Raw genomic sequence first — 25,423 nt, forward strand, 5'->3', positions numbered from 1 at the left:
GTTCCCCTCCCCCGGCTGCGACGGCAGTTTGAGGCAAGTTTCAACTGGAATAGTGATTTCATGGCTACGAAGAAAACACAGCAGAACGACGATCTGTCACTGGAGCTTCCGGGCAACGAAGCTGACCTCGACCAGGCGATCGATGATCTCCGCGGGGTTCTGAAGCAGGATTCAGACGGCGGGCTTGCGCAGTTGGGCGAAGAAGCCGATGCATTCGGCGCCGGAACCGGCACCGATTTGTCGGCCTTCGGTGATTTCGGCAGCGATGGCGCAGCCGAGACATCGTTCGACAGCAGCGATTTCGGCGGCGGCGACTTTGGCGGCTCTTCGGATTTCGGTGATACCGGCTTGTCCGCGGCGAGCGCCGAACCGGCACCGCTCGGCAGCGCGCTGTCTTCGAACTTCGAACTGATCATGGACATTCCGATCGACGTCCAGATCATGCTCGGCAGCAGCCGCATGCAGGTCTCGGGCCTGATGAACCTCAACGAAGGCGCGACCATCGCCCTCGACAAGAAGATCGGCGAGCCGGTTGAAATCATGGTGAACGGCCGCAAGATCGCACGTGGCGAAATCACCGTCCTGGAGAATGACGACACCCGCTTCGGTGTTAAACTGATAGAAGTTTTGAGCACAAGAAAAGCCTGACCCCGGTTAGGGGCGGAGAGGTTAGACCATGATGGACTTTGACGATTTCGGCGGCGCACTTGCCGGGAAACCGTTGACCCAGGCTGAAAAGGCAGCGGCTGTACTCCTCGCTATGGGGAAGGGTGTCGCAGGCCGGCTATTGAAGTATTTCACGCAGGCCGAGTTGCAGACGATTATTTCCTCCGCACAGGCTCTGCGGGCCATTCCGCCGGATGAGCTTCTGGGCCTGGTAGCCGAATTCGAAGATCTCTTCACCGAAGGCGCCGGCCTTATGGACAATGCCAAGGCCATCGAGAGCATTCTCGAGGAGGGCCTGACACCGGACGAGGTGGACAGCCTACTCGGCCGCCGCACCGCGTTCCAGGCATACGAAACCTCAATCTGGGACCGCCTCGGCGAGGGCGATCCGGCCTTCATCGGCAAGTTCCTGCTGCGCGAACATCCGCAGACCGTCGCCTATATCCTTTCGATGATGCCGTCTTCCTTCGGCGCCAAGGTGCTGATGCAGCTTCCGGACAGCCGCCGCGCGGACATCATGAACCGTACCGTGAACCTGAAATCCGTCAGCCCCAAGGTCGCGCAGATCATCGAAAAGCAGGTGATGACGTTGCTGGCCGAGGTCGAGGCCGAGAAGAATTCGATCGGCTCGAACAAGGTTGCCGAACTCATGAACGAGATGGACAAGCCGCAGGTCGATACCTTGCTAACTTCGCTGGAGTCGATCAGCCGCGAATCCGTCAACAAGGTTCGCCCGAAGATCTTCCTCTTCGACGACATTCTCTTCATGCCGCAGCGCAGCCGTGTCATGCTGCTCAACGATATCTCCGCCGACATTCTTACCATGGCTTTGCGCGGCGCGTCGGCCGAAATCCGCGAAGCCGTTCTCTCGTCGATCAGTCCGCGCCAGCGACGAATGATCGAATCGGATCTGCAGAGCGGCACTGTCGGCATCAATCCGCGCGAGATCGCCATTGCGCGGCGTGCTGTCGCCCAGGAAGCGATTCGTCTGGCAAATTCCGGCCAGATCCAGCTCAAGGAGACGGAGGGCGAAGCGCCGGCAGCCGCCTAAGCTTCTGCTTCTGTTGACAACCGGACGAGAGGCCGCTCACGGCGTTGATCGCGATGCACCACGAGACTACGCTTTTTGGAACGGGCCGCGCCTTGCTGCGGCCCTTTCCATTGATGGAGGGCCGCGAACTTGGCTGATGAAGACAAGGACAGCAAAACAGAAGCCCCGACAGCGAAAAAGCAGGCCGACGCTGCCGAGAAAGGCAATACGCCCTTCTCGCGCGAAGTGCCCATCTTTGCCACCGTTCTTGCGACCTTCATCTATCTGACCTTCTATCTGCCCGACGGCATCAGCCGGGTCAGCGAATCGCTTCGCGACATCTTCGAGCAGCCGGACCAGTGGAAGATCGAGACCGGGCCGGACGCGATGTCACTCTTCGTTCATCTCGGCTGGGTGAGCGCTGTGCTTCTTACACCGGCCATGCTGCTGTTCATGATCTTCGGCGTCGTAGCGTCCATAAGCCAGAATTTGCCCACTCCGGTTCTCGAACGCATCCGTCCGCAGCTGTCGCGCATCTCGCCGGCCAAGGGCTTTTCGCGCATGTTCAGCCTGCCCGGCCTGATCGAATTCGGCAAATCGCTCTTCAAGATCCTGATCGTCGGCGTGATCATGTTCTTCGTGCTAAAGAGCGAATATTTCAACGCGATCGATGCGATGTTCTCCGACCCGCAAACCTTTTTCGACCGGACAATGACGATCATGCGCAAGATCGTGCTGGTCGTGCTTTTTGCGACAGCCGTCGTTGCGATCGCAGACTTCTTCTGGTCGCGGCATCACTGGTTCACCGAGCTCAAGATGACGCGGCATGAAGTAAAGGAAGAAAACAAGCAGGCTCAGGGCGACCCCTTCGTGAAGGGCCGCCAGCGCTCGCTGATGCGAGACCGTGCCCGCCGCCGCATGATTGCCAATGTCGAGCGCGCAACGCTCGTCATCGCCAACCCCACGCACTATGCCGTGGCCCTGCGCTACGTGCGCGAAGAAAACGACGCGCCTGTGGTTCTCGCCAAGGGTCAGGACCTCATTGCGTTGAAAATCAGAGAGATAGCCGAAAAGAACGGAATTCCGGTTTTCGAAGATCCGCCGCTTGCACGCTCCATGTTTGCGCAAGTCTCGATCGATAGTGTCATCCCGTCAGTATTCTACAAGGCAGTGGCAGAGCTCATTCACCGGGTTTACGCCGCCGACGCCAGGAACAAACGGGTAAGATAAGCCGAATGAAGAAATGCCCCTACTCTTCTCAGCGTGAAAGAATTCTTGCCGAAGCCATCAGCCCGGTTGCGACCGAGCTTCGGCTTCTCGACGCTTCGGATCTAATTTCGCTGCTGCGCTTCGAGTATTACGGCAGCATCGCCGATCTGGTGGCCTCGGCGGCGGAGCTCTTCTTTCATCCCGGCACGGTCAATTTCGGCCTTGGAGGCAATTACACGCTGGAATGGGGTGGCAAGCCCGAGGTCGTCCTCGATCTCGAGATCAAGCCGCAAGGCGTGACGGTCTATGCGCAGCTGACCCTGGCGGAGGAGCATGCCGGCATCGAGATCAATCACATCGCCTTCCATGAACCGTCCGCCGATCCAGACGTGAACACGGCCTTTTTCGAACGCAGCCTGCGTGAAAGCCGGTACAACACCCGGCCGCTGCAGGCGTTAGCCGGCTGATCGATCTTGCAAACATCAGGCATAAAGAGCCCGGCCCGTCCGCCCGCGCCGGGCGTGTCAGCTGATGTAGCCGAGGCGAATGGCCTTGGCGATTGCCTGGATGCGATTGACCGAATCCAGCTTGATCGTCGCCGAGCCGAGGTAAGCATTCACCGTATGAACCGAAAGCCCGAGCTTGTCAGCTATCTCTTCGCTGATGCGTCCGTCGCCGGCAAGCTGCAGGCAAGCGATCTCGCGTTCGCTCAACGCTTCCGCCGCCGCCGCGCGGCGTTCGTCCAGCGACAGCAGATCCATCATGATTTGGCAGCTACGGCCATGAAGCTCGACGATCATGTCGCCGGCGGAATCAAGGTGATCGCCGGTGAAGACGACGAAGCCATTTCCTGCAGCACCGAGCCGCACGGGAAAAGCGAGGCCTGAAAATGGCAGAATGCCATCCTTCAGACGCGCCATGAACGGCGCGAAATCGGCTGAGCCGGGCGCGGCGCGGTCATGTGCGCCGGCCCAGGACAGCGGCAAAAGGGATTTCTCGATATGGTCCAGCAGCGCATCGCCATAAGCGTCCACAAGGGCCTTGCTTGCGGCCGCCGCTGCCGAAGGTCCCCAGTTCTCCAGTTCGCAGACCAGACGCTGCTTCGCCGGCAGACCTGAGCCGCTCATCCGGTAGACTGCAAAATTCTGGGCATCCGCCAGCTTCTGCATCGCGACCAGCCGCGGGAAGAGGTCGGAGCGGCTGCTTATCCTGTTCAGGCGCACGCTGCGTATGTGTTCCGTACTACCCATCGCCCTGCTTGACGAATGCCCCATGTATTCCCCTTAGACGAGATGATTTCTCACCGCAAACGCTATGGCCTCGGAGCGAGTTTTCGTCGCCGTCTTTCGCATGACGCTCGTAATGTAGTTGTTGATCGTATTGCGGGAGATGCCCAGGATCATCGCGATCTCATCGCTGGTTTTGCCCTCGGCGATCCAGAAGAGACATTCGAGCTCCCGCTCCGTCAGCTCAAAATCGCGCTCGGCCCGGGCGCCCCCGCACCGGAGCGAACTTGCCAGATAACTTGCAAGGAGTCCCACGTCCCTCAGCCGCTCCGGCGACAGGATGAAGCCGTCATCGAAGAGGAACATCAGCAACAGCCGCGAACGGCCGACATTTAACGTCAAGGAACAATACTGGCGGCTGGCGCCATCCGGCACGTCGGCATTGTCGGGCAGAAGAGCAAAATTTGGCTGGAAGAGCTGCATGCACTTTTCCAGCTCGGTGGTGCGTGCATAGCTGCTTGTCAGTGACGTCGCCAGATCCTTGACGAGATCGAACGGCCAGTCCGAGGACACGATGAAATCGAGACCGGCCTCCTGGATGAGGTCGGATCTCGAAAGCAGGTAATGCGACGCTCCAACGTAGTCCGTCAGGGTGCGAAGCGCGACCTGCAACCTCCCGCTGCCGGCGATTTCGCTGAGCTGCTCAATGAGCTCCCGGCGAGAGCAAAGATTGACAGCCTGGAGACCAACGAAGTTCGCGGCCTGATTTTCGCCCTTAAGCAGTATGTGCATGTCCATAGGCAACGTCCCGCGGCTGAGTGCCCGATCCTGCAAGGCATTATCTGCGCAGGGCCGACGCGGCCTGCGGCAATGACTAAACGAATCACCCAAGGGTAAGTCAGACGATAGAAACTACCATATCCGAGTTCTTGGGATTTACTCTTGCCGCTTTCCGTGCGCGTGATTCGCGCCCAGACATCGCTTGATTAGATGGTTGGAACCTATGGTGATTCTCTCAATATCGCAATACACCACGCCTTTCGGTCGAGTCACCATCTAAGTATTTCTGCGCCACAATTCATATATACTTTAAACCTAACTAACATTAATTCGTGTAGTGAGAAAAAATCCGCCACTGTGGCGCGTCGCATATGAATATGTATTTATAGAGAAAATTATCGGCTCTAACAGTCTTCCTACCAAGCGATTTCCTTTTATTTATGTGAGGAAAAAACTTCCGCTCTCGCCTCGATCTGGAAATAATCGAGCACCGTTTCAATCTTGTGCAAAAAATGTCCCGCGCGGCAGCTTTAGATAACAAATCCGTGATTTGCCGGGCGGATGAAGACGTTAAAAAAGGCCGGTCTCCCGGCCTTTCGTTCAGGCGGCGTTGTCCACCGCCCATTTCCTGAGGATTTTCGCGGCGCGTTCCTCGTTGATCTCGACCATTCGCGCGAGCTTCCGCTCCGGGCCTTCCTTGACGCGGCGGTTGAAGTTTCCGTCGTCGTCGCCCAGGCTGAGCAGGTCCTCCGTGCTGTCGAAGCCGAAGTCCGAACCGAAGCCGTCCATGAGCGCGCCGCCGGCAGCCCCTCCACCGGCCGGTGCGAAATCAGGCAGCTCCAGGCCAACACTTTCTGAAGACGTGTCGCCGATGACTGCCGCACCGCCACCGCTGATGCTGCGCACCAGAGGCCGCACGCCCATCCAGACCACCACGAAGGCGACGCCCAGGAAGGCGAGCGAGTTGATGATGCCGGCCAGGTTGCGGCTCAGCATATCGAGGACGCGAACGCCGCCGGCGGCATCTTCGAGAAGCTGGTTCTCGAGGAAGTCCATGGCCGTCACCGTGACGACGTCGCCGCGATCAGCACTGATACCGGCTGCCGACGAGACGATCTTCTGCATTTCGGCGAGATAAGCATCGATCTTCGCCTGATCGGCAGGTTCGCCGACCATCTGGGCGATACGGCCCTTGTTGACGACGACGGCGATCGAGAGCTTCTCGATCTCGTAGCTGTTGCGCGTCGTGGCCGTCGTCTTGCTGTTGATCTCGTAGTTTGTCTGCTCTTCCTTCTTGTCCGACTTATCCTGCGATTCCGGACTATTGCTGCCACCTTGCTCGGGGGCGGCCTGCGGAATGTTCTGCTCGACGGTCGTTGCGTTATCGGACTGCTTCTGCTGCGACTGTGAGGCTTCCTTGGTCGTGCGCACGGAGCGCTCCACCTTTGATTCCGGATCGTAGACGGTTTCCTGGATCTGCTGCGCATCCGTGTTGAGATCGGCAGTTACGCTGGAGCGAAAATTATCCATGCCAAGGAAGGGAGCCAGCGCCTTGTCGATATTCGATTCGACTTCCTGCTGGACGTTCTGGACGATGTTCAGAGAGCGGTTCAGCGAGCTGTTGCTCGCCTCGTCGCCAGATGCGAGCAGCTGGCCGGCGGAATCAAGGATCGTCACGTCATCGACATCAAGCCCCGGCACGGCCGAGGCGACGAGGTGGCGGATCGAGGTGGCGGCACTTCGGCCTGCCGCAGCGCTCGCCCGGATCATGACGGAGGCTGTCGGCTTCTGCTCCGCCTTACGGAAGTTTCCGACTTCAGGCATAACGATATGGACGCGAGCAGCGGTGATGCCTGAGATGGACTGGATGGTGCGGCCAATCTCGCCTTCGAGCGCACGCACGCGGGTGACTTCCTGCATGAAGGAGGTGAGGCCGAGGGAACCGACATTGTCGAAGAGTTCATAGCCTGCGTTCGCGCTGTTCGGCAGGCCCCGCTCGGCAAGCAGCAGGCGGGCCTTGCCCGTCATGCCGGCAGGCACAGTAATGCTTGAGCCGTCGGAACCAACCTGGAAGCCGATATTGGCTTCCGCAAGAGCCATGCTGATCTGGTTGAGGTCAGGGGTGTCAAGGCCGACATAGAGCGTTTCCTGCGCCGGCTTGTTGACGAAAAGGGCAGCAGCCAAGATAATTGCAATTGAAAAAACGCCAACGCCAGCGAGCGCCAACAAGCGTGTCCGCCCCAGCGAACCTAAGTTCTTAATGAGCTGAACTAATTGATTTAACAGATTCATTCTGTTCTCGCACGATCCGTCAAAGACAAAACAGGCTTATTGCCTCATTTGTTGATAGACGGCGAAACTTGTGCGAGCGTTTCGTCAGGGCAGGTTCGGAGGCTTGAAAATCAGAAGAAATCGAAGTCGCCGGCCGCCTTGCTGAGCGGCTGGGAATGGCCGTGACGGGTGGCACCGCCGAGCGCTTTTTGCATTTCGGCAAGTTTGACCAGGCTGAGTGCGGTCGCAACGTCAACAGCCCAGCTCTGCGGAATCTCGCCGGTGATCGTGTCAATGAATTCAGCAAGGCCGCGGGTCTTCTGAACGGCAAGATCGATGCCCTGCATGATCTTCATGCTATCGGGCGAGTGCAGAATATCGGCGCCGCCGATTTCGAGAAGCTGCGGCTCGATGCGTTCGATGAGATAGGCGACATCGTGCAGTTCGGAAACGATACGCATAAGGATATCCGGAAGCGCTTCGACCGGCGAAGGCTCTATCGTTCCACTGAAAGTCATAGAGAGATCCTTGTCATCAGAAAAATTCGATACTTGTTTCGACGGGCTTCTGGGGTGCGACAGGGCGCTGTTCGAGAGCCACCGTCTTCTGCGTTTCAGCGCCGGTCAGCGGGTACTGGCGCGCGCGGCCCGAAACCGGCCAGTATTCCAGCTTGCGGCCGTGTTCGCCACCGGTGCTGGAGCTGACGAGGGGGATACCTTCATCCCTCAGGAACTGCATGGCGAAGGCGGCGTTCTGTTCGCCGACATTGGAGAAAGTCGAGATCGTCTTCGCCCCGCCGAAAATCTTGGCCTCAAGGCGGTCGCGGCGCGCGCCCTGCTTCAGAAGGCCGTTGATCAGCAATTCCATCAGGTGAACGCCATAGCGCGTCGCGTCGCCGCCACTCATCGGCGTGTTACCGGTGCCCGGGAGCAGAAAGTGGTTCATACCGCCGACACCGGCCACGGGATCGCGCAGACAGGCAGCCACACACGAACCAAGGATGGTCGTCAAAACCGCGGTCGGATCATTCAGGACCTTCCATTCGCCTTGAATGATATGAACGCGGCGGGCTGCTGCCTCGACATTCATTTCAGCGCTCCAAACACGGCTTCGATCGCCGCCTTCATCTTTTCGATGGTGAAGGGCTTGGCAAGCACGTTGTTGGCGCCGAGCTGGGCGGCCTTCTGCACGAGAGCACGATCGCCCTGCGCAGTCAGGATGATGAAGGCCGCCTTCTTGGTTGCCGGATTGGTGCGTACGGCCTGCAGCAGACCGAGACCATCCATCTTCGGCATGTTGAAGTCCGAGATCACCAGATGATGCGGCTGTTGGGCCATGATCTTCATGCCCTGCTCGCCGTCGCCGGCAGCCGTGATCTGCTTGAAACCGAGCTGGGTCAGCGCATCGCTGAGCAACAACCGGCTCGTGACCTGATCGTCGACGATCAGAACTTTGATTTTCTCCGCAATCGACATTATTCTGTCCCTTCCTTTCGGGCGGCTGTCATTTTCAGTATTTCTTCGCCGATGGCATTCAGTGGCAGCTGCTGCTCAACGGCACCGAGTTCATAGGCCACTCGCGGCATTCCATAGACCACGCAGGTCTTTTCGTTCTGTCCGAGAGTGCGCGCGCCGGCATGGCGCATCTTCAAGAGGCCAGCCGCGCCATCGCGGCCCATGCCTGTCAGGATCACGCCGACCGCATTGCGTCCGGCAAGTTCGGCAACGGAATCGAAGAGAACGTCGACCGAGGGGCGATGGCCGTTTACCGGATCGCGCTCGACGAGACGGCAACTGGGCGCGGATGCATTCGCGACCTGCAAATGACGTTCCCCGCCTGGTGCCAGATAAATCTTACCAATCTCTAAACGTGCGCCATCCGTCGCTTCTTCAACGACCGGAGCACAGAGGCGATTGAGGCGGTCGGCAAAGCTTTTCGTGAAGGTCGGCGGCATATGCTGGGTGATGACCGTCGGCGGGCAGTTCGCCGGAAACTTCTGCAGCACGGTGATCAGCGCCTCGACGCCGCCCGTCGATGAACCGATCGCGACGATCTTGCGTCCGACCCGGAAATCGGCGACCGATACCGGCGGAACCGGAGCTGCTTGAGGCTGCACGAACTGGCGCTGCGTGCGCGCGGCAGCCTTGACCTTCTCGGCCAGATCGCCGAAGGGACGCGGCTCGCCGGGGGCAGGCTTTCCGACGCAATCGAAGGCCCCGATCTCGAGCGCGGCGAGCGTCGCCTCCGCGCCGCGGTGCGTCATGGTGGAGACCATGATGACCGGCATGGGGCGAAGCCGCATGATCTTCTCGAGAAATTCCAGGCCGTTCATGTTCGGCATCTCGATGTCGAGCGTGACGACATCGGGATTGAGCTTCTTGATCGCCTCGCGTGCTTCCAGCGCGTCGCCCGCCTGGCCGATGACGTTGACGTCCGGATCGGAACTGAGGACGGCGCTGATCAGCCCGCGCATCGTCGGGGAGTCGTCAACGACGAGAACTCTTGCCGGTGCGCTCATCCCTTTCTCCCCAATCCTTTTGTAGTGTGGCGATAGGTGGTAACGCCGATATTGTCGAAGACGTGCTTTGCTTCGCCGGAAACACGCTCGGAGTGGCCGATGTAAAGATGGCCGCCTTCCGGCAGCAGTTCGGCAAAGCGCGACCAGATCTTCATCTGCGTCGGCTCGTCGAAATAGATCACGACGTTGCGGCAGAAGATGACGTCGAACTTGCCCTTGAAGGGCCACTGCGCCATCAGGTTCAGCTCGTTGTAGGTGATCAGGCGCTTGACGCGGTCATCGACCTGGAATTTGCGTCGCCCATCCACGTTGACTTCCGTGAACCACTGCTTGCGCATGGCCGGCGATACGGTTTCGAGAGCCGTCTCGTCGTAGCATCCGGCGCGAGCGAGATTGAGTATCTTTGGGTCGATATCGGTCGCAAGGATCTTGAAGTCGCAGTCCGCGACGTTGGGCATCATCGAAAGCACCGTCAGCGCAATCGAATAAGGCTCCTGCCCGTCGGAAGATGCAGCCGACCAGATGCGCACACGCCCGCCCGTCTTGGCACGATTGAGAAGCTCCGGCAGCACGTGGTCGCGCAGGTGCTCGAAGTGATGGTTCTCGCGGAAGAAGCGCGTGAAGTTGGTGGTCAGATGCGAAAGCATTTCGCGGCGCGGCGCGGCGCCTGCCGGCGAAGAAACCAGCGAGCAGTATTCGCGGAAGCCTGAAAGGCCGAGATTGCGGATATGCTTGGAAAGACGCGAATAGACCAGCGAAGCCTTGGTCTCGTTCAGGAAAATCCCTGCATCCGAGTAGATCATCGCGGCGATTTCCATGAGGTCACGGCGCGTCAGCGGATATTCGCCGCTCGCCAGGACCTCGTCCGGATTCCCCTGCCTGAGATCTTTTGCACTCAACGCATTCATGCAGCTTCGCTTTCGGTATCAGGGAACAGGGCTTCCAATTCGACCAGGCAGATCATCCGCTTTTCGATCGCAAGAATGCCCCGGGCAAACTGGCGCTCTATGTCGGAAGAAATTTCCGGCGTCGGTTGAATGTTGTCGTCGGTCACGGTGAGGATGTCCGAGACCGCGTCAACGAGCAGGCCGACGACCTTGCGCCGGACCTGCGCGACAATGATGACGTGGCGTGCCGACGGCTCGGCGGGTTTCATGCCGAGCCGCGCCGATAGATCGATGATGGGCAGCACCGCGCCGCGCAGGTTGATGACGCCCTTCATGTGAGCCGGCGAATGCGGCATGGCCGTTGCCGGCGTCCAGCCGCGGATTTCGCGAACCGACATGATGTTCACGCAAAATTCCTGGTCGCCGATGCGGAACGCGATGAGCTCGCGATCCCCCTGGCTCAGATTTTTCACGGCGTACGACATGACCCTATCCAGCTGCTGCCAACGACATTTCGGGTTTCAGTGCCTGGCCGCGCGAGGCGCCGACGACGGCATCGACATCGAGGATGAGCGCCACGCGCCCGTCGCCGAGGATCGTTGCCGCAGCGATGCCCGGCACATGCGTATAGTTCGCCTCGAGGCTCTTGATGACCACCTGACGCTGGCCCTGGATCGCGTCGACCATGAGTGCGCGCTGACCGCCGCCTTCGGATTCTACCAGCAGTGCGACGCCTTCGACCGGGTTTGCCTGGGTTGCTCGGAAGTTCAGGATGCGGCCGACATCGACCAGCGGGCAGAAGCTGTTACGGATCGAGATCAGACGATGGTTCGCACCGAATGAATGGATCGCAGCAGCTTCCGGCTGAAGTGTTTCGACAATGGCGGTCAGCGGTACCACAAGCGTCTGGCCGGCAACCGTGACCACCATGCCGTCGAGGACGGCGAGCGTCAGCGGCAGGCTCATTGTGAAGACGGAGCCATGGCCCGGACGCGAGGTGATGTTGATGCGACCGCCAAGGGCCTGGATCGAGCGTTTGACGACGTCCATGCCGACGCCGCGGCCCGAAATGTCGGAGATCTTGTCGGCCGTCGAGAAGCCGGGCAGGAAGATCAGGTTGTCGATTTCCTCGTCCGAAAGGTTAGCGTCGGCGGGGATCAGATCGTTGTCGATTGCCTTCTGGCGAACCTTCTCGCGGTTGATGCCGGCACCATCGTCGGCGAGCTCGATCAGGATGCGGCCGGACCGGTGTTTTGCCGTCAGACGAACCGTGCCTTCGGTGTTCTTGCCGGCTGCTGCACGCTTCTCCGGCGTTTCGATGCCGTGGTCGACCGCATTGCGGATCATGTGCGTCAGTGGCTCGGCCAGCTTATCGATGACCGTCTTGTCAACTTCGGTGTTTTCACCTTCGGTGATCAGGCGGATGGTCTTGCCCGTCATGTCGGCGATTTCGCGAACGATGCGCGACATGCGCTGGAAGACCGGCTTAACCGGCTGCGCGCGGATCGCCATGACCGAGTCCTGGATCTCGCGGGTGAGCTGTTGCAGCTCCTCGAGACCCATGTTGATGGACGATGTGCCGGTCGTGTCGTTCTCGATGACGCTTTGGGAGAGCATCGCCTGGTTGATGACCAGCTCGCCGACGAGGTTGATCAGGCGGTCGACGCGATCGAGGTCGACACGGATCGTCTGACCGGCTGCGGCATTGTTCTGGGCAGCGGCGGCAGCACTTGCGGCAGCCGAAGCGGCGGATTCCTTCTTTTCGATGCGAGCGGCGGCGGCCGCCATCTGGGTGACGTTTGAGGCCGTCTCGGCGGCGGCAACGGCAGCTGCAGCATCCGACTTCGGCTCCGCCGGTTCCTCGGCGGCACCCTCATCTAGAATCGAAAGGTCGAAGGGAACCGGGATCATCGGAAGTTCGTCGTTGGACGATACAGAGGTTGCGGCTTCGACCGCCTTGACGGCCAGATCGCAATCCCATTCGGCGAATTCGAACACGGCGTGGATGGCATCCTCGCCCTTGTCCGTCGTCAGCGTGATATTCCAGCTGAAATAGGCGCCTTCGGCATCGAGATCGTCGAGGCCGGGCAGGTCGTCCATGTTGCAGCAGCTGCTCATCTCGCCGAGGCGGGAGAGATCGCGTAGCAGCAGCGTGGCGTCGTTGCCCTTCGAATAGAGGTCGGAGCGCGGCTTGAAGGTGATTTCATAGACCGGAAGACCGGAGCCGGCCTCTTCCTCGCCGCCGAAATCATCGAAGGAGAAGGGTATCGGCTGGAAACCGCTGTCATCGGCCGCCTTAGGGGCCTCCGCCACGGGGATAGGCGCAGGCGCCTTTGCGGCAGGTTTCGGCGCCGGCGCTTCGGCGGCTGTGGAAGGAGATGGCAGCTCTCCGTTCGCCAGCGCTTCCAGTTCCTTCACCAGACCGCGGCTGCGGCTCTCGTCGACGCTGCCGCCGTCGCGGGCGGCATTGGTGAGGTCCGCAAGCACGTCGGCCGATTTCAGCATGACCTTCAGGACATCCTGTGTCGGCTCAAGCCTGTTGGAACGAACGCAATCAAGTGTGGTTTCGAACACATGGGCGAAGGCGACGAGATCGTCCAGACCGAAGGCGCCGGCACCGCCCTTGATCGAATGGACGGCACGGAACACCGCATTGACGGTTTCCGGATCGCGATCGCCATCATTCATTTTCATGAGACCGGATTCCAGTTCGGCGAGCTGTTCCTCGCATTCCTGGAAAAAGATCTCTTTGATTTCGTTCATATCCATAGGAGAGAATCCTGGGTTTAAGCGGTTACGCGCTCAATGGCATCGATCAGCTTGGCAGGGTCGAACGGCTTGACGATCCAGCCGGTGGCGCCGGCCTGGCGGGCGCGGTTCTTCTTTTCAGCGTCGCTTTCGGTCGTCAGCACCAGGATCGGGATCGCCCGATACTTCTCGTTGCGGCGAACACCTTCGATGAAGCCGAAACCGTCGAGGCGCGGCATGTTGATGTCGGTCACGATGACGTCCGGGTTGGATTCTTCCAGGACTTCAAGGCCTTCAACCCCGTCTTCGGCCTGGATCGTCTCGAAGCCCGCATTGTTGAGCGTCACGAGAAGCATGTTTCGGATGGTCCGTGAATCATCCACCGTAAGCACTTTTTTCTTCATTGCCGGATCTCCTTGGCAAGCAGGTGGTCGATGTCGACGCCAACCAGCTGCATGGTTTTGTGAAATGCATCGGACACTTTCGTGAAGGTGAACGAATGTTTGTCCTCCTTCCAGGTCTTCGCCGCAGCCATCAGAACCTGAGCGCACAGGCCACCGAGACGCTCAACGGCGGACGCATCGATCGAAAGATCGCTGCCACGCACCGAGATAAGCTTGTCGCGCAAGGCCGAAGCCTCGTTGAGGTCAAGCACCGCCGCCAAATTCAGCGTCTTCCCACTCTTCTTTGCTGCCATCAGCTTTTCCTTGTCCCCTTGTCCCGTGCCCGCAAAAATGAGGCGAGCTCATATTCCGATAGGTTAGTAAACATTTCGGCCGCCTCCGAAATTCACAGCCGGACGGGAAAGCCCGAAATCCTCGCTGTCGAATTGCTCGTCCAGCGTGGCGGGACGGGCCGCGATCTCGATACTGCGTTGGCGGGAAGCGCGGAGCGGAGCGGCCTCGATACGGGCGTTTTCGCGGGCGATGCGGAACGCGCGGATCGTCTGCCCCAGTTCGAGGATCACGGTGTGCAGATGATCGGCGCCTTCGGCTGCGCGGTTGGCTGATGCCGCGCTGTCGGCAACCTGCCCGCCAAGCGCCTTGACGTCAGCCGTCACCGTGTCGAGGCTTGCGGCGTGCTCGCCCGTCTGGCTTGCAATCGTTGCGATTGCCGCATTGATGCCGGTTACCTGCCGCACGATGTTGCCAATCGAATCCTGCGTGCGGCCGACCATCTGAACGCCGGCATCGACCTGCGCCTTGGTCGTCGTGACAAGCGTCTTGATTTCGCGAGCGGCTTCGGCAGAACGCTGAGCAAGCGCCCGTACCTCCTGCGCCACGACCGCAAAGCCGCGGCCGGATTCGCCGGCACGCGCGGCTTCGATACCCGCGTTCAGCGCCAGCAGGTTCGTCTGGAAGGCAATCTCGTCGATTGCGCCGATGATCTGGCCGATCTTTTCGGCGGACTGCTCGATATCCGCCATCGCGCTGATGGCGTGGCCGACGACCTGGCCACTCTCTTCCGCCGCCGAGCGGGTGGAGGCCGCGGCCTTTTCCGCAGCGCGGCTTTCCGATGCGCCGTTGCGGACACTTCCGGCGATTGCTTCGAGCACTGCTGCCGATGTCATGAGTTGCCGCGAATGACCGGCTGCATCGCCCGAAAAGCCCTGGGAGGCAGCCGCGAGCGAACGCATGGAGAGTTCGGCTTTTGCCGTGCGCTCGCTGATTGCCGCAAATTCCGCCTGAATGCCATCGAGCGCCGCATTGAGCGAACCGGCGGTATCGGCGTAGGCATCGTCGCCATCGGTGGCTGCACGCACGGTCAGGTCGCGGGCCGCGAGGCCCTCGACCACGTCACCGAAAATCCGCGCGATCTCTGCCTTGTCGTTTTCACGCTGCTCGGCAAGTGCGCGCTGCTGGGAGGCACGCAGTGCATTGAAGCGCAGCGAAACGGCGATTTCGACATCGACCATGACGAGGCGGATGATGGCCGTCATCATCTGGGAGATTTCTTTCGCGCGGCGCTTGGCGCCCGGCAAAAGCGGCTTGCCTGCCAGCTCGCCTGCAAGACCGGAAATGAGATGCTCCAGCACGACGCCATGGCCAGCCACGTGCCAGCGCGGATCAAGCCCCATCTTATTTTCGCTGTCGGAAAGAACCTTGACGCGCTCTGCATAGAGACTGTCGAAGCGCGCATCGGTCAGCACGTCCCAGTGGGAGGACTGAAGATCGTGCAGGCGATCAAGCTGGCGCTCGTTCTGGAAATTGCTGGCCGCGTCCGGGAAAGATTGGAAGCGCTGGAACAGGTCGCGAAGGCCGCTTTTCAGCCGGGCTTCGAGCATCGGCCGGTGACGGCGCACCGCCTCGCATTGCGCGGCATCGAGACCGGCAAAGCGCAGGCGATCGCGAAGGCTGCCTGCCTGCGCGCCCCTGGCCTGATCTGATGGCATGTCCTGCCCCAATGCCTATCCCCACCACATTCCGGACAAGGTCCGGTGAAAAACCGTTGTGCTCCATCCGATGAGCGCAATGCAGGGAAACGACCTGTGTCACCACCGGCGCAAACCGGAGGGCGGAAGTATCCCGATCAGCAAATCTGTTTCGGAAAAGAGATGGATACCGGATCGAGCCGGTACGGCGGGACGGCTTCATGCCTGGTGGGAACGAGCAAACATCTTCCCATTCCGACGTGTCTCGCAATGTTTATGGTTAATTCCTTGCTTGAAGGTTAATAGGTGTTTTAACAAACCGCCCTTTCCAAGCATTTCGAACACGTTCAACGAAATAGTCCGGCGCAGTTGCAGGCGCGCTACAAGTCCTGCGCAAGGTCCATGCTATATCCGGCACCTCAGACATGACATGATGTCGTTAAGGATAGAGCAATGATTGTTCTTGGACTGGGTTCCTGCCTCATCGCGATCGCCACGCTGGCCGCCGTCGCCCTGCTCGACCGGATCGAAGCCAATCGCGGCAGCCTCACCCTCCGGGTGCTCTGAATGCAGTTGCCGCCTGCGGCATAGTGCGGCTTTCTTGCGCCGCCCGTTGGCAGCCCTCTTCCTCTGATGTATCGCAGGCGCCTCAAGCTCAGCGGAAGTTGTTCATGACTGCCAGAACCGGCCTTTTCATCATTCTCGCCGTCACCCTGTGGCGTATTGCGATGCTGCATTTCGACACGACGGATTTCTTCGTCGATGAGGCGCAATACTGGTTCTGGTCGCAGAATCTCGACTTCGGCTATTATTCGAAGCCGCCGATGATCGCCTGGTTCATCCGGTCGATGACGGAGATTGCCGGCTCAACCGACATCTTCTGGGTGCGGCTCTGCGGGCCTCTCGTGCATATGGCCACGGCATTGCTGCTGATGCAGTTCGCAAAGCGCGTTGAAGGTCCCGAAATTGAAGGCTGGACCGGTGTCATCTACATCACGATGCCTGCCGTCGCGCTCTCCTCCGTCTTCTTCTCCACCGATGTCGTTCTCCTGTTCTTCATGACGATCGGGCTCTGGGCCTATTTCGGTCTGACCGAGAAGCGCTCGGGCGCACTTGCGCTCGTCATGGGTGTCGCCTTCGGTTGCGCCTTCCTGTCGAAATACGCGATCCTTTTCATCGTTCCCGGTGGGCTGATCGCGCTGCTTCTGGTACCGGCTGCGCGGATTGCCTGGCGCGACTTCCTCATTTCGGTCGCCGCCGCGCTTGCCGTCGCTTCACCAAACCTGTGGTGGAACGTCACCCATGACGCGACCACAGTGCGCCACACCGAAGACATCGCGAAGTGGGACCAGATGCAGCTGAACTTTGGCGGCGCGCTTGAATTCTTCGCCGCACAGTTCGGGGTCGTCGGGCCGATCGTCTTCTTCGCGATGCTTTGGGCGACTTGGCGCATGATCAAAGGCAAGAGCGGCGAGAAGGAAAAGCTCCTCATCTGGCTCTCCATGCCGGTCGTCCTGCTGATCACCCTGCAGGCCTTTGTCGCCAAGGCCGAGGCGAACTGGGGCGTGTCGGCCTATGTCGCAGGTACGGTCCTCGCCGTCTTGGTGCTCACGCAGCTATGGCCGAAGGGCTTGCGCATTTCGCTCGTCGTCGGCGGCGTTGCGAGCTTCCTTTTTCCGCTTGCGACGATCTTTGCGCATCAATTGATCCTTCCGGGCGGTAATGAAGTGATGAAACGCTATCTCGGCCGCAGCGAAATCAGCCGCGAAGTCGGTGTGCTGGCCAAGCAGGCCGGACTTGGGATCGTCGTCACCGACAATCGCGATTTCGTCGCCGACATGTTCCATACGCTCAGGAACGAACCGCTCAAGATCTATTCGCGTCCACCCGCCGGCTTCCCGGGCAATTACTACGAGCAGAACTTCGCATTGCCGGCGGATGTGCAAGATCAGGTTCTCTTCGTCACGCGCAACGAACTGACCTGCGCAGCCGCGGCACCGGAACTGGTCAAAAGCTGGCAGCCGGCCGACGGCTACTACCGCGGCAGGACGATCAATGCATACAAAGCGCCTGCAAGCTGCCTTGGACCGCAGAGCTAAAGACTGGCCGCGGGAGGCAGGCAAAGCCCTGTCCCCGCCCCTTCGATTTCAACGAAGCGAACACCGCCGTCCTCGAAGGCCAGGCGTAGCTGGGCCTCGGTGGCGCGGTGGATTTCATGGTTCTGCCCTTCGTAGTCGCGTATTGTACTGCGCGAAACCGACGCCTTGCCGGCGAGTTCGGCTTGCGTCCAATCGAGCAAACCGCGTGCTGCCCGGCATAAAGCAGGCGTGAGAATAGTCTCCTTTGCGCCTTGACCCATGATCTCAATCCACCCATATTGGTCAATATAAGCCATATATGTCACTTTTTGATCAGGAATTCCAGACCGGGAGAGAGCGATGCCGCACGACACGCCTTTGATTTCGACGATCGTCGGGGGGCTCGTGCTGGCGTTTATCCTTGGCGCCATCGCCAACCGCCTGAGATTGCCGCCGCTTGTCGGCTATCTCGTTGCCGGCATTCTCGTTGGTCCACACACCCCCGGCTATGTGGCGGATCAGGATCTCGCGCCCGAACTTGCCGAAATCGGCGTCATCCTATTGATGTTCGGCGTCGGCCTGCACTTCTCGCTCAAGGACCTGCTTTCGGTTCGCGGCATCGCCGTGCCGGGAGCCGTCGCCCAGATCGCCTTCGCGACCCTGCTCGGCTGGGGTCTCGGCGCGCTGATGGGCTGGTCAACCGGCGGCAGTCTCGTCTTTGGCCTCGCACTCTCCGTCGCCTCGACCGTCGTTCTCCTAAAGGCGCTGCAGGAACGCCGCCTCGTGGAAACGGAACGCGGCAAGATCGCCGTCGGCTGGCTGATCGTGGAGGACTTGGCCATGGTCCTCGCGCTCGTGCTGATACCCGCAGCCGCCAGCATCGGCGGCGGTGAACATGCGCCGGTCGAGCCGCTTTCGGCCGGCCTCAACCGCCTGTTCGGGCTCGATCTCGGCATTTCCGGCATCATTGGCATGACGCTGGTGAAGGTGGCACTCTTCGTCGCCCTGATGCTTGTCTTCGGCCGCAAGCTCATTCCCTGGACGATGCACAGGATCGCCCATACCGGCTCGCGCGAACTCTTCCGCCTCGGCGTGCTCGCCATCGCGCTCGGCGTCGCTTTCGGCGCCGCGAAGCTCTTTGGCGTGTCGCTTGCACTAGGCGCCTTCTTTGCGGGCATGGTGCTTGCAGAAAGCGAACTCAGCCATCGCGCCGCCCAGGAAAGCCTGCCGCTTCGCGACGCATTCGCTGTGCTCTTCTTCGTCTCCGTTGGCATGCTCTTTGATCCGCACATCCTGGTCGAAAGGCCGCTGCCTGTCCTGGCAACCGTCTTCATCATCGTCATCGGTAAGTCCGTCGCCGCCTTTCTCATCGTGCTGCTCTTTCGGAAGCCGGCCGGTACGGCACTGACGATCTCCGCCAGCCTGGGACAGATCGGCGAATTCTCCTTCATCCTTGCCGCCCTCGGTGTCGATCTCGGCCTGCTGCCGGAAGAAGGCCGCGATCTCGTCCTTGCAGGCGCACTCATTTCGATCATCCTCAACCCGCTGCTCTTCTTCGCCTGCGACCGCATGCGCCCGCTTTTCCACCGTCCGAAGCGGGAGGAGGCTCCAGTCGATACAACCGCTGCCGCCGAAGAACCCATCGAGCCCGCCGAACCCGAAGACGAAATCCAGCCGACGTCGCTTTCCGGCCACGCCATCCTCGTCGGCTACGGCCGCGTCGGCAGCATCGTCGGCCAGAACCTGAAGTCTTCGAGCACACCTTTCTTGGTCATCGAAGATTCCGAAAAGCGGATCGAAGAGCTTGCTGCGCAGGGCGTTGAGACGGTTCTCGGCAATGCCGGCGCCCGCGAAGTGCTCGATCTCGCCAATCTTCCTGGCGCGCGCAGCCTGGTGATTGCCATCCCGAATGCCTTCGAAGCGTGCCGTGTTGCCGAATACGGCCGCAGCGTGAACCCGTCGATCCTGATCGTCGCCCGCGCCCATTCGGACGCCGAAGTCGACGAGTTGAAACAGTACGGCGCCGATACCGTCATCATGGGCGAGCGAGAAATCGCCATGGGAATGGTTGACCGGCTCGCCCAAGTGCATCATGACAGTCCGGCCTATGAAGATGGGCATGGGACTGATACAATTCCGGGCACGGCCGCAGCGCCGTCCGAGAGTGAATGACGGGTTTTTACGCTTTTGAGCCGATTTGAGAGCGAGATCGCAAAGAATGGCGGCGAAGGATTCGATGCACGCCGGTTAAGCGCCCGCATCGCGGTTTCGCTCGTCCTTGCGATTGCCGCCTATATCGGCCTTCTCATCGGCGGCAATCTCATTCTCGGTCCCGCAGCCTCAGACAACAATGCGCTGATCTTGCCCGGCAAGGAACCCCAGCCGCCCCAGCTGACCGCGCGCGAGGCGGTTCGCGGCATTCTCGCCGCCGATCGTAAGGTTGCGCCGAAACAAACGCTTCACGATTTTGGCCCGGTCCCCGTGCCGGTACCGCCGCATCTCGAATTCGCAGAGTGGAGCCCGCCTGCGGCTCTGCCGCCGATCGATACTGCTCTTCGTCCGGCCGCTCTGCCGGGCAATCAGCCGCGAGCCCCGCCCGCTGCTTGATATCGCGACCATCGCGCCTTTACAAAATCACATGACACACCGCCAGCGCACCGCGCCGGTATATGCATATTCAAGGAATACAACGACATGCGCACCTCACCATGGCTGGTGCTCACCTACACGGTGATCATCCTCTTCGGCATTCTCACGGCGTTGCCGAACGTCCTGCCGCAAAACGTCCTCGACCGCATACCTTCCTGGCTGCCTCACGATCAGGTCTCTCTTGGTCTCGACCTCCGCGGCGGCTCCCACCTTGTTCTCGAAGTCGATGAATCGGAACTGACGAAGGAACGCCTGCAATCGCTCCTGCAGGATACCCGCCGCGTGCTGCGCGAAAAGGGTGTTGCGACCAGCTCGGTCGCCCGCAACCAGAACCAGATCATCGTGACGCTGACGGACCCGACGCAGCGCGACGCTGCCATCACCGATCTGCAGACGCTGGCGAACCCTGTGGGCGTCGGCCTTACCGCCGGTCAGTCCGACCTCGATATCGCTGCCAGCGGCACGAACAACGTCACGATGACTTTTTCAGAGGCAGGTATCACGCAGAACGTGAACTCCGCCGTCGAGCAGAGCCTCGAGGTCATCCGCCAGCGCGTCGACCAGGTCGGCGTCGCCGAGCCAACGATCCAGCGCGTTGGCGCAAACCGTATCCTCGTTCAGCTTCCCGGCACGCAGGATCCGACCCGCCTGCGCCAGCTGCTCGGCTCCACGGCCAAGATGACGTTCCACATGCTTGCCCCGAACAACGCTCCGGCACCCGGCGTGACCATGATGAAAGACGAGCAGGGCAACACCTATCCGGTGGAAGACCGCGTCGAAATCTCCGGCGACCGCCTTTCGGACGCCCGCGTCGGCTTCGACCAAAACACGCGCGAGCCGATCGTCAGCTTCCGCTTCGATAGCGCCGGCGCAACCCGCTTTGCGGATATTACCCGCCAGAATGTCGGCAATCCATTCGCCATCGTCCTCGACGGCAAGGTGCTGAGCGCGCCCGTCATTCGCGAACCGATCACCGGCGGCTCCGGCCAGATTTCCGGCAGCTTCACGGCTGAAAGCGCCACCACGCTTGCGGCAATGCTGCGCGCCGGCGCCCTTCCCGCCAAGCTCACCGTCATCGAGGAACGCACCGTCGGCGCCGATCTCGGCGGTGACGCGATCAAGAAGGGTCTGACCTCCGGCCTCATCGGCTTCGCACTGGTCGTCGGCTTCATGTTCTTCCTCTATGGCGGCTGGGGTCTGCTCGCAAACGTCGCGCTGTTCCTGAACGTGATCTTGACCTTCGCCGGCCTGACGCTGATCGGCTCGACGCTGACCCTGCCCGGCATTGCCGGTGTCGTCCTCGGCATCGGTCTGGCGGTGGATGCGAACGTTCTGATCAACGAGCGCATCCGTGAAGAAACCCGCAAGGGCCGCGGCGCATTCGCCGCGATCGACGCCGGCTTCAGCCGCGCCTACTCGACCATCGTCGACAGTAACATGACGGCGCTGATCGCCACCGTGCTGCTGTTCTGGTTCGGCTCCGGCCCGGTTCGCGGCTTCGCCGTGACCATGGGCCTCGGCATCATGATCTCCATGTTCACCGCCGTTTCCATCGTCCGTGTCGCGATGATGGCAATCGTCCGTCGCACGAAGATGAAGGTCATCAACATCAAGCCGCTGCTTCCGATCAGCCTCGTTCCGGACGGAACGCAAATTCACTTCATGAAAGCGCGCTTCTTCGGCCTTGCGCTTTCCGCCGCCCTTTCCATCATTTCCGTCGTGCTGTTCGTCACGCCGGGCCTCAACTATGGCGTCGATTTCCGCGGCGGCATCCAGTTGGAAGTAAAGACGGCACAGCCCGCCGATCTTGCCTCCTTCCGTGAAGGCCTCGATGCACTGGGCCTCGGCGAAGTGGCGCTGCAATCCTTCGGCGACAGCAACCACGTGCTTATCCGGGCCGAGCGCCAGCCGGGCGGCGAAGAAGCGCAGACGACGGCCGTCAATCAGCTGAAGGCAGAGATCGTCAAGATCGATCCGTCGGCAACGATCGAACGGACGGAAGTCGTTGGCCCGAAGGTCAGCGGCGAGCTCGCGGTCGCCGGTATTCTCTCGGTCGTTCTCGCAAGCCTGGCGATGCTTGTCTATATCTGGGCGCGCTTCGAATGGCCATTTGCGGTCGGCGCCATCGCCACCCTCATCCTCGATGTGACGAAGACCATCGGCTTCTTCGCGCTTACCGGGCTCGACTTCAACCTCACTGCCATCGCGGCCCTTTTGACGCTGGTCGGTTATTCGGTGAACGACAAGGTCGTGGTCTACGACCGCATGCGTGAAAACATGCGCCTCTACAAGTCGATGCCACTTCGCGAACTCATCGACAAATCGATCAACGAAACGCTCGGCCGAAGCCTCTATACCTCCGCCACCGCCTTCCTCGCCATGCTTCCGATGGCGATCTGGGGTGGCAGCGCGGTCGAGAGCTTTGCGATCCCGATGGTGTTCGGCATTGCCGTCGCCGCGCTCTCCTCGGTCTTCATCGCAGCGCCGATCCTGCTCTTCCTCGGCGACTGGCGCCGCCGCCACGCCAAGGCCGTGGCGGCATCTGCTGGCGCCGAGCCGGAAATCATTCCGCCGGAAGCCACCGAGCCGCGCAAGTCGATCGGCTAATTAATCTTCGACACAGACATTCCGAGAGGGCGCCGGTTGCCGAACCGGCGCCCTCTTTCTATTTTCACTTCAAAGAAGCGAGAGGTTGCGTCTCAATGTCATCCGATCCAACGCCAACTGCTGTTTCGAGCACCAGCGAGGAGCGCATAAGGCGTTTTCTGGCGACGGCTTCACACGACCTTCAATCGCCGCTTCGGCACATCGCGATGTATGCGGAAATCCTCCTGGATGAGCTCGGCGAGAAGCTCGATAGCGAACAGCTCGAAAGCCTCACGGCGATCCTTCAGAAAGCCCAGACTGCGCAACGCCTCACCAAGGCGCTGATGAGCTTTGCTGCCGGCGCGCCGCAGGTTTCGCCAGCTCCGGTGGAACTCGGCCCGCTTGTCGACGGTCTCTGGACGGAATTGAAGACCGAGATGGGTGCCCATGACGCGCGTATCACCCGTGACAGGCTTCCAATCCTCAACAGTGATGCGGCCCTTCTGTCAACCGTGCTGAAGAACGTTCTCGCCAATGCGCTGCTTTACCGGGGTGCGGCGGATCCCCGTATCGAACTGGCGGCAGAAAGGAGCGGCAGCGATTGGCTGATCCATATTTCCGACAACGGGCGGGGCATCGAGCCGGTCCATCAGGAGCGGATATTCGAACCTTTCTGGAAACTGCCTCAGCCAGACGCCGTGACCGGCCCTGGCCTGGGACTGACGGCTTCGCGCGAACTCTTAGGCGCGCTTGGCGGCGAGCTGATACTCAGCCATTCGGACCACACGGGGAGCCGCTTCACTATCCGGCTGCCCGCCTGAACTCGATCAGATCGTGTAGTCGTCCTTCCAGAAGTCGGGCAGGTCGTATTTCACGAATTCGCGGATGATATATTGCAGCGTCCGCGCGTCGATCTCATCCTTGCCGATACGAAAATCGACGCCATAGTCCGGAAACTCTTGGAAATAGCCATCCGAAATGTCCGTTGAAACGACGCCGATTGGTCCTGTGTAGCCGATGCCGCGAAGCTCGGGCACCGTCTCGCGGAAATCGGCATTCGGCAGCAGTCGGTTGTCGAGCAGAATGAGATCGAACCGGCCGCCCTTGACCTTCTCCAGCGCGTCGCTGATGGACTGCGAATATTCGACGTCGACGGCAGGCTCGGAAAGGCTGCCAATCTTCTTCTTCAGCGACCTGAACTCGACGAATTCGTCATCCACGAATAGGACCTTGACGGCATCGCCCGCAATCGCTTCGGCGCTCATGCTGTTTTCCCCGGTCACGAAACCAAACCATTCCTGAGGGCAATCGCCACCATATGAACGCGGTTCACCGCATCAAGCTTCCTGGCGGCGGCCGTGATATGAGAATTGACGGTGTGCTCCGACAATCCGAGTATGATCGCGATCTCGGCTGACGTCTTGCCTTCGCTGGTCCATTTGACGATTTCCGCCTCCCGTTGCGTCAGGCGCCCTGACATCTCCTGCGTCAAGATTTCCTCGTAAAGTTTGTCGAAAATACGCATGGCATCGAGCAGAACGTCGGCAATTTCTCCCTGATCGGGCTCAGACCGCATGCCGCTGAGCACGAGACAGTAGCGCCGCCCCTCCGGCGTGAAGAGAGGAATGAGCAGAAAGGTATTGCCATTGAATTCGTTGAATACGAGGTCGGCCCCGACCGATCCGCTCTTGCCGTAGACCGGCGTCGTCAGGAACTGCGCGGTCTTTGCCTTCAGCGCGCCCAGTGCCTCCTTGAGCATCTTGAGGAAAAGCGGGACCCTGCGTTCGGCAATATTGGTGATGACGACTTCGCGCTCGCCGAAGGGTGCGTTTGCCTCGGAAATCCGAGCAAGCGCAAAGTTATCGAAGTGATAGTGCTGTGCCGCCGCCTTGAAGAGGCGGAAAAAGTCGGTGCGATTGATCGCCCGGCTGAGCTCGGGCCCTGTGTGAAATGGAACCGCCGCAGCGTTGGTCATTCCAGCAAAATCCTTATGTCGAACCTCCGGAAGTTATCTTCATCCCGAAATCTTGGGATATACGTCCTGCATGCGAGAAGTTAGAAGAATCTCGAGACAATTGATGAGGATAAAGGGATGGGGACCCCAATATCCTGAAAGCGGAAACGACATCAATTCTCTCAACCGCAAGTGATACACAGGATAGTCGTAGTTCTTACCTAGGTATCGCAATTTCGTTGTTCACCATCCATGAAGAGCGGAAGAAGTGCCGGAGTAAGCGCGAGAGAGCTGATAGATCCATCCAGCTAAGGGGTTGGCTGAAATTCGTGGCGGCGAATGTGGGTCGGTCGGCTCTCTCAGTGCTCAATCACTCCTCTTCCCCATGGTTGTGTATTTTGAAATTCTGAAACGACCTTGTCAATCGCAGTTTCCAGCAGCGCCAAAGCC

At 60.1% G+C, this 25,423-nt stretch carries 25 protein-coding genes; 9 read left to right on the plus strand and 16 right to left on the minus strand.

The features are described 5' to 3' along the window. Positions 1 to 60: 60 nt before the first annotated feature. The 4 genes from fliN to BLP23_RS04040 all read left to right on the plus strand — a co-directional run bounded on the left by fliN (position 61) and on the right by BLP23_RS04040 (position 3,372). Positions 61 to 648, plus strand: coding sequence for a flagellar motor switch protein FliN (gene fliN / locus BLP23_RS04025; RefSeq protein WP_092583631.1), 588 nt, complete (start codon positions 61 to 63; stop codon positions 646 to 648). Positions 649 to 676: 28 nt separating this feature from the next. Then, the gene (gene fliG / locus BLP23_RS04030; RefSeq protein ID WP_039843959.1) at positions 677 to 1,717 is read left to right on the plus strand and encodes a flagellar motor switch protein FliG; all 1,041 of its coding nucleotides are present in this window, start codon (positions 677 to 679) and stop codon (positions 1,715 to 1,717) included. A gap of 129 nt (positions 1,718 to 1,846) precedes the next feature. Beyond that, positions 1,847 to 2,926, plus strand: coding sequence for a flagellar biosynthesis protein FlhB (gene flhB / locus BLP23_RS04035; protein ID WP_092583632.1), 1,080 nt, complete (start codon positions 1,847 to 1,849; stop codon positions 2,924 to 2,926). Between the two features lie 5 nt (positions 2,927 to 2,931). Continuing rightward, on the plus strand, positions 2,932 to 3,372 hold the full coding sequence (locus tag BLP23_RS04040) for a hypothetical protein (protein ID WP_092583633.1): 441 nt from the start codon (positions 2,932 to 2,934) through the stop codon (positions 3,370 to 3,372). Positions 3,373 to 3,429: 57 nt separating this feature from the next. On the opposite strand, the gene visR is transcribed toward BLP23_RS04040, so the two are convergent. The 13 genes from visR to BLP23_RS04105 all read right to left on the minus strand — a co-directional run bounded on the left by visR (position 3,430) and on the right by BLP23_RS04105 (position 15,727). Then, positions 3,430 to 4,179 (minus strand): transcriptional regulator VisR, encoded by a 750-nt coding sequence (gene visR / locus BLP23_RS04045; protein ID WP_092583634.1) that lies wholly within the window; start codon positions 4,177 to 4,179, stop codon positions 3,430 to 3,432. 9 nt (positions 4,180 to 4,188) lie between these two features. After that, a complete protein-coding gene (visN, locus tag BLP23_RS04050) occupies positions 4,189 to 4,929 on the minus strand; it encodes a transcriptional regulator VisN (RefSeq protein ID WP_092583635.1) in 741 nt (246 codons plus the stop codon). Positions 4,930 to 5,511: 582 nt separating this feature from the next. Beyond that, positions 5,512 to 7,203, minus strand: a complete 1,692-nt coding sequence (gene fliF / locus BLP23_RS04055; protein ID WP_092583636.1) for a flagellar basal-body MS-ring/collar protein FliF — start codon at positions 7,201 to 7,203, stop codon at positions 5,512 to 5,514. 110 nt (positions 7,204 to 7,313) lie between these two features. Next, positions 7,314 to 7,700, minus strand: coding sequence for a chemotaxis protein CheT (gene cheT, locus BLP23_RS04060; RefSeq protein ID WP_092583637.1), 387 nt, complete (start codon positions 7,698 to 7,700; stop codon positions 7,314 to 7,316). A 16-nt stretch (positions 7,701 to 7,716) separates the two neighbouring features. After that, positions 7,717 to 8,271: a chemoreceptor glutamine deamidase CheD gene (gene cheD / locus BLP23_RS04065; RefSeq protein WP_092583638.1), complete on the minus strand. Its 555-nt coding sequence runs from the start codon at positions 8,269 to 8,271 to the stop codon at positions 7,717 to 7,719. Next, positions 8,268 to 8,657 (minus strand): response regulator, encoded by a 390-nt coding sequence (locus BLP23_RS04070; RefSeq protein WP_022718672.1) that lies wholly within the window; start codon positions 8,655 to 8,657, stop codon positions 8,268 to 8,270. The genes cheD and BLP23_RS04070 overlap by 4 nt, the downstream gene beginning before the upstream one ends. Continuing rightward, positions 8,657 to 9,700, minus strand: a complete 1,044-nt coding sequence (cheB, locus tag BLP23_RS04075; protein WP_092583639.1) for a protein-glutamate O-methylesterase CheB — start codon at positions 9,698 to 9,700, stop codon at positions 8,657 to 8,659. The genes BLP23_RS04070 and cheB overlap by 1 nt, the downstream gene beginning before the upstream one ends. Then, positions 9,697 to 10,608 carry a protein-glutamate O-methyltransferase CheR gene (cheR, locus tag BLP23_RS04080; RefSeq protein WP_092583640.1) on the minus strand — a complete coding sequence of 304 codons (912 nt, stop codon included), beginning with the start codon at positions 10,606 to 10,608 and terminating at the stop codon, positions 9,697 to 9,699. The genes cheB and cheR overlap by 4 nt, the downstream gene beginning before the upstream one ends. Next, entirely contained in the window at positions 10,605 to 11,072 is a 468-nt protein-coding gene (locus BLP23_RS04085) for a chemotaxis protein CheW (protein ID WP_092583641.1), read from the minus strand. The genes cheR and BLP23_RS04085 overlap by 4 nt, the downstream gene beginning before the upstream one ends. Before the next feature lie 4 nt (positions 11,073 to 11,076). Next, the gene (locus BLP23_RS04090) at positions 11,077 to 13,356 is read right to left on the minus strand and encodes a chemotaxis protein CheA (RefSeq protein WP_092583642.1); all 2,280 of its coding nucleotides are present in this window, start codon (positions 13,354 to 13,356) and stop codon (positions 11,077 to 11,079) included. 17 nt (positions 13,357 to 13,373) lie between these two features. Then, positions 13,374 to 13,739, minus strand: coding sequence for a chemotaxis response regulator CheY1 (cheY1, locus tag BLP23_RS04095; protein WP_003570362.1), 366 nt, complete (start codon positions 13,737 to 13,739; stop codon positions 13,374 to 13,376). After that, on the minus strand, positions 13,736 to 14,032 hold the full coding sequence (locus BLP23_RS04100; protein WP_092583643.1) for an STAS domain-containing protein: 297 nt from the start codon (positions 14,030 to 14,032) through the stop codon (positions 13,736 to 13,738). The genes cheY1 and BLP23_RS04100 overlap by 4 nt, the downstream gene beginning before the upstream one ends. A 63-nt stretch (positions 14,033 to 14,095) precedes the next feature. Beyond that, a complete protein-coding gene (locus BLP23_RS04105; protein ID WP_092583644.1) occupies positions 14,096 to 15,727 on the minus strand; it encodes a globin-coupled sensor protein in 1,632 nt (543 codons plus the stop codon). Between the two features lie 650 nt (positions 15,728 to 16,377). Between BLP23_RS04105 and BLP23_RS04110 the strand changes: the two genes are divergently transcribed. After that, positions 16,378 to 17,805, plus strand: a complete 1,428-nt coding sequence (locus tag BLP23_RS04110; protein ID WP_092583645.1) for an ArnT family glycosyltransferase — start codon at positions 16,378 to 16,380, stop codon at positions 17,803 to 17,805. Here BLP23_RS04110 and BLP23_RS04115 read toward each other — a convergent pair. Further along, positions 17,802 to 18,110 carry a helix-turn-helix domain-containing protein gene (locus BLP23_RS04115; RefSeq protein WP_208603118.1) on the minus strand — a complete coding sequence of 103 codons (309 nt, stop codon included), beginning with the start codon at positions 18,108 to 18,110 and terminating at the stop codon, positions 17,802 to 17,804. The genes BLP23_RS04110 and BLP23_RS04115 overlap by 4 nt on opposite strands. A gap of 34 nt (positions 18,111 to 18,144) precedes the next feature. Between BLP23_RS04115 and ybaL the strand changes: the two genes are divergently transcribed. The 4 genes from ybaL to BLP23_RS04135 all read left to right on the plus strand — a co-directional run bounded on the left by ybaL (position 18,145) and on the right by BLP23_RS04135 (position 23,840). Beyond that, positions 18,145 to 19,956, plus strand: coding sequence for a YbaL family putative K(+) efflux transporter (ybaL, locus tag BLP23_RS04120; protein WP_092583646.1), 1,812 nt, complete (start codon positions 18,145 to 18,147; stop codon positions 19,954 to 19,956). 15 nt (positions 19,957 to 19,971) lie between these two features. Further along, positions 19,972 to 20,391 (plus strand): hypothetical protein, encoded by a 420-nt coding sequence (locus BLP23_RS04125; protein WP_092583647.1) that lies wholly within the window; start codon positions 19,972 to 19,974, stop codon positions 20,389 to 20,391. A gap of 87 nt (positions 20,392 to 20,478) precedes the next feature. Continuing rightward, positions 20,479 to 23,040, plus strand: coding sequence for a protein translocase subunit SecD (secD, locus tag BLP23_RS04130; RefSeq protein WP_092583648.1), 2,562 nt, complete (start codon positions 20,479 to 20,481; stop codon positions 23,038 to 23,040). Positions 23,041 to 23,135: 95 nt separating this feature from the next. Then, a complete protein-coding gene (locus BLP23_RS04135; protein ID WP_092583649.1) occupies positions 23,136 to 23,840 on the plus strand; it encodes a sensor histidine kinase in 705 nt (234 codons plus the stop codon). A gap of 6 nt (positions 23,841 to 23,846) precedes the next feature. Here the strand turns inward: BLP23_RS04135 and BLP23_RS04140 are convergent, their stop codons facing one another. Beyond that, entirely contained in the window at positions 23,847 to 24,284 is a 438-nt protein-coding gene (locus BLP23_RS04140; protein ID WP_092583650.1) for a response regulator, read from the minus strand. A gap of 14 nt (positions 24,285 to 24,298) precedes the next feature. After that, positions 24,299 to 24,994: a response regulator transcription factor gene (locus BLP23_RS04145; RefSeq protein ID WP_092583651.1), complete on the minus strand. Its 696-nt coding sequence runs from the start codon at positions 24,992 to 24,994 to the stop codon at positions 24,299 to 24,301. Positions 24,995 to 25,423 lie beyond the last annotated feature (429 nt).

The sequence above is a fragment of the Rhizobium mongolense subsp. loessense genome, from assembly GCF_900099775.1.
Lineage (GTDB): Bacteria > Pseudomonadota > Alphaproteobacteria > Rhizobiales > Rhizobiaceae > Rhizobium > Rhizobium loessense.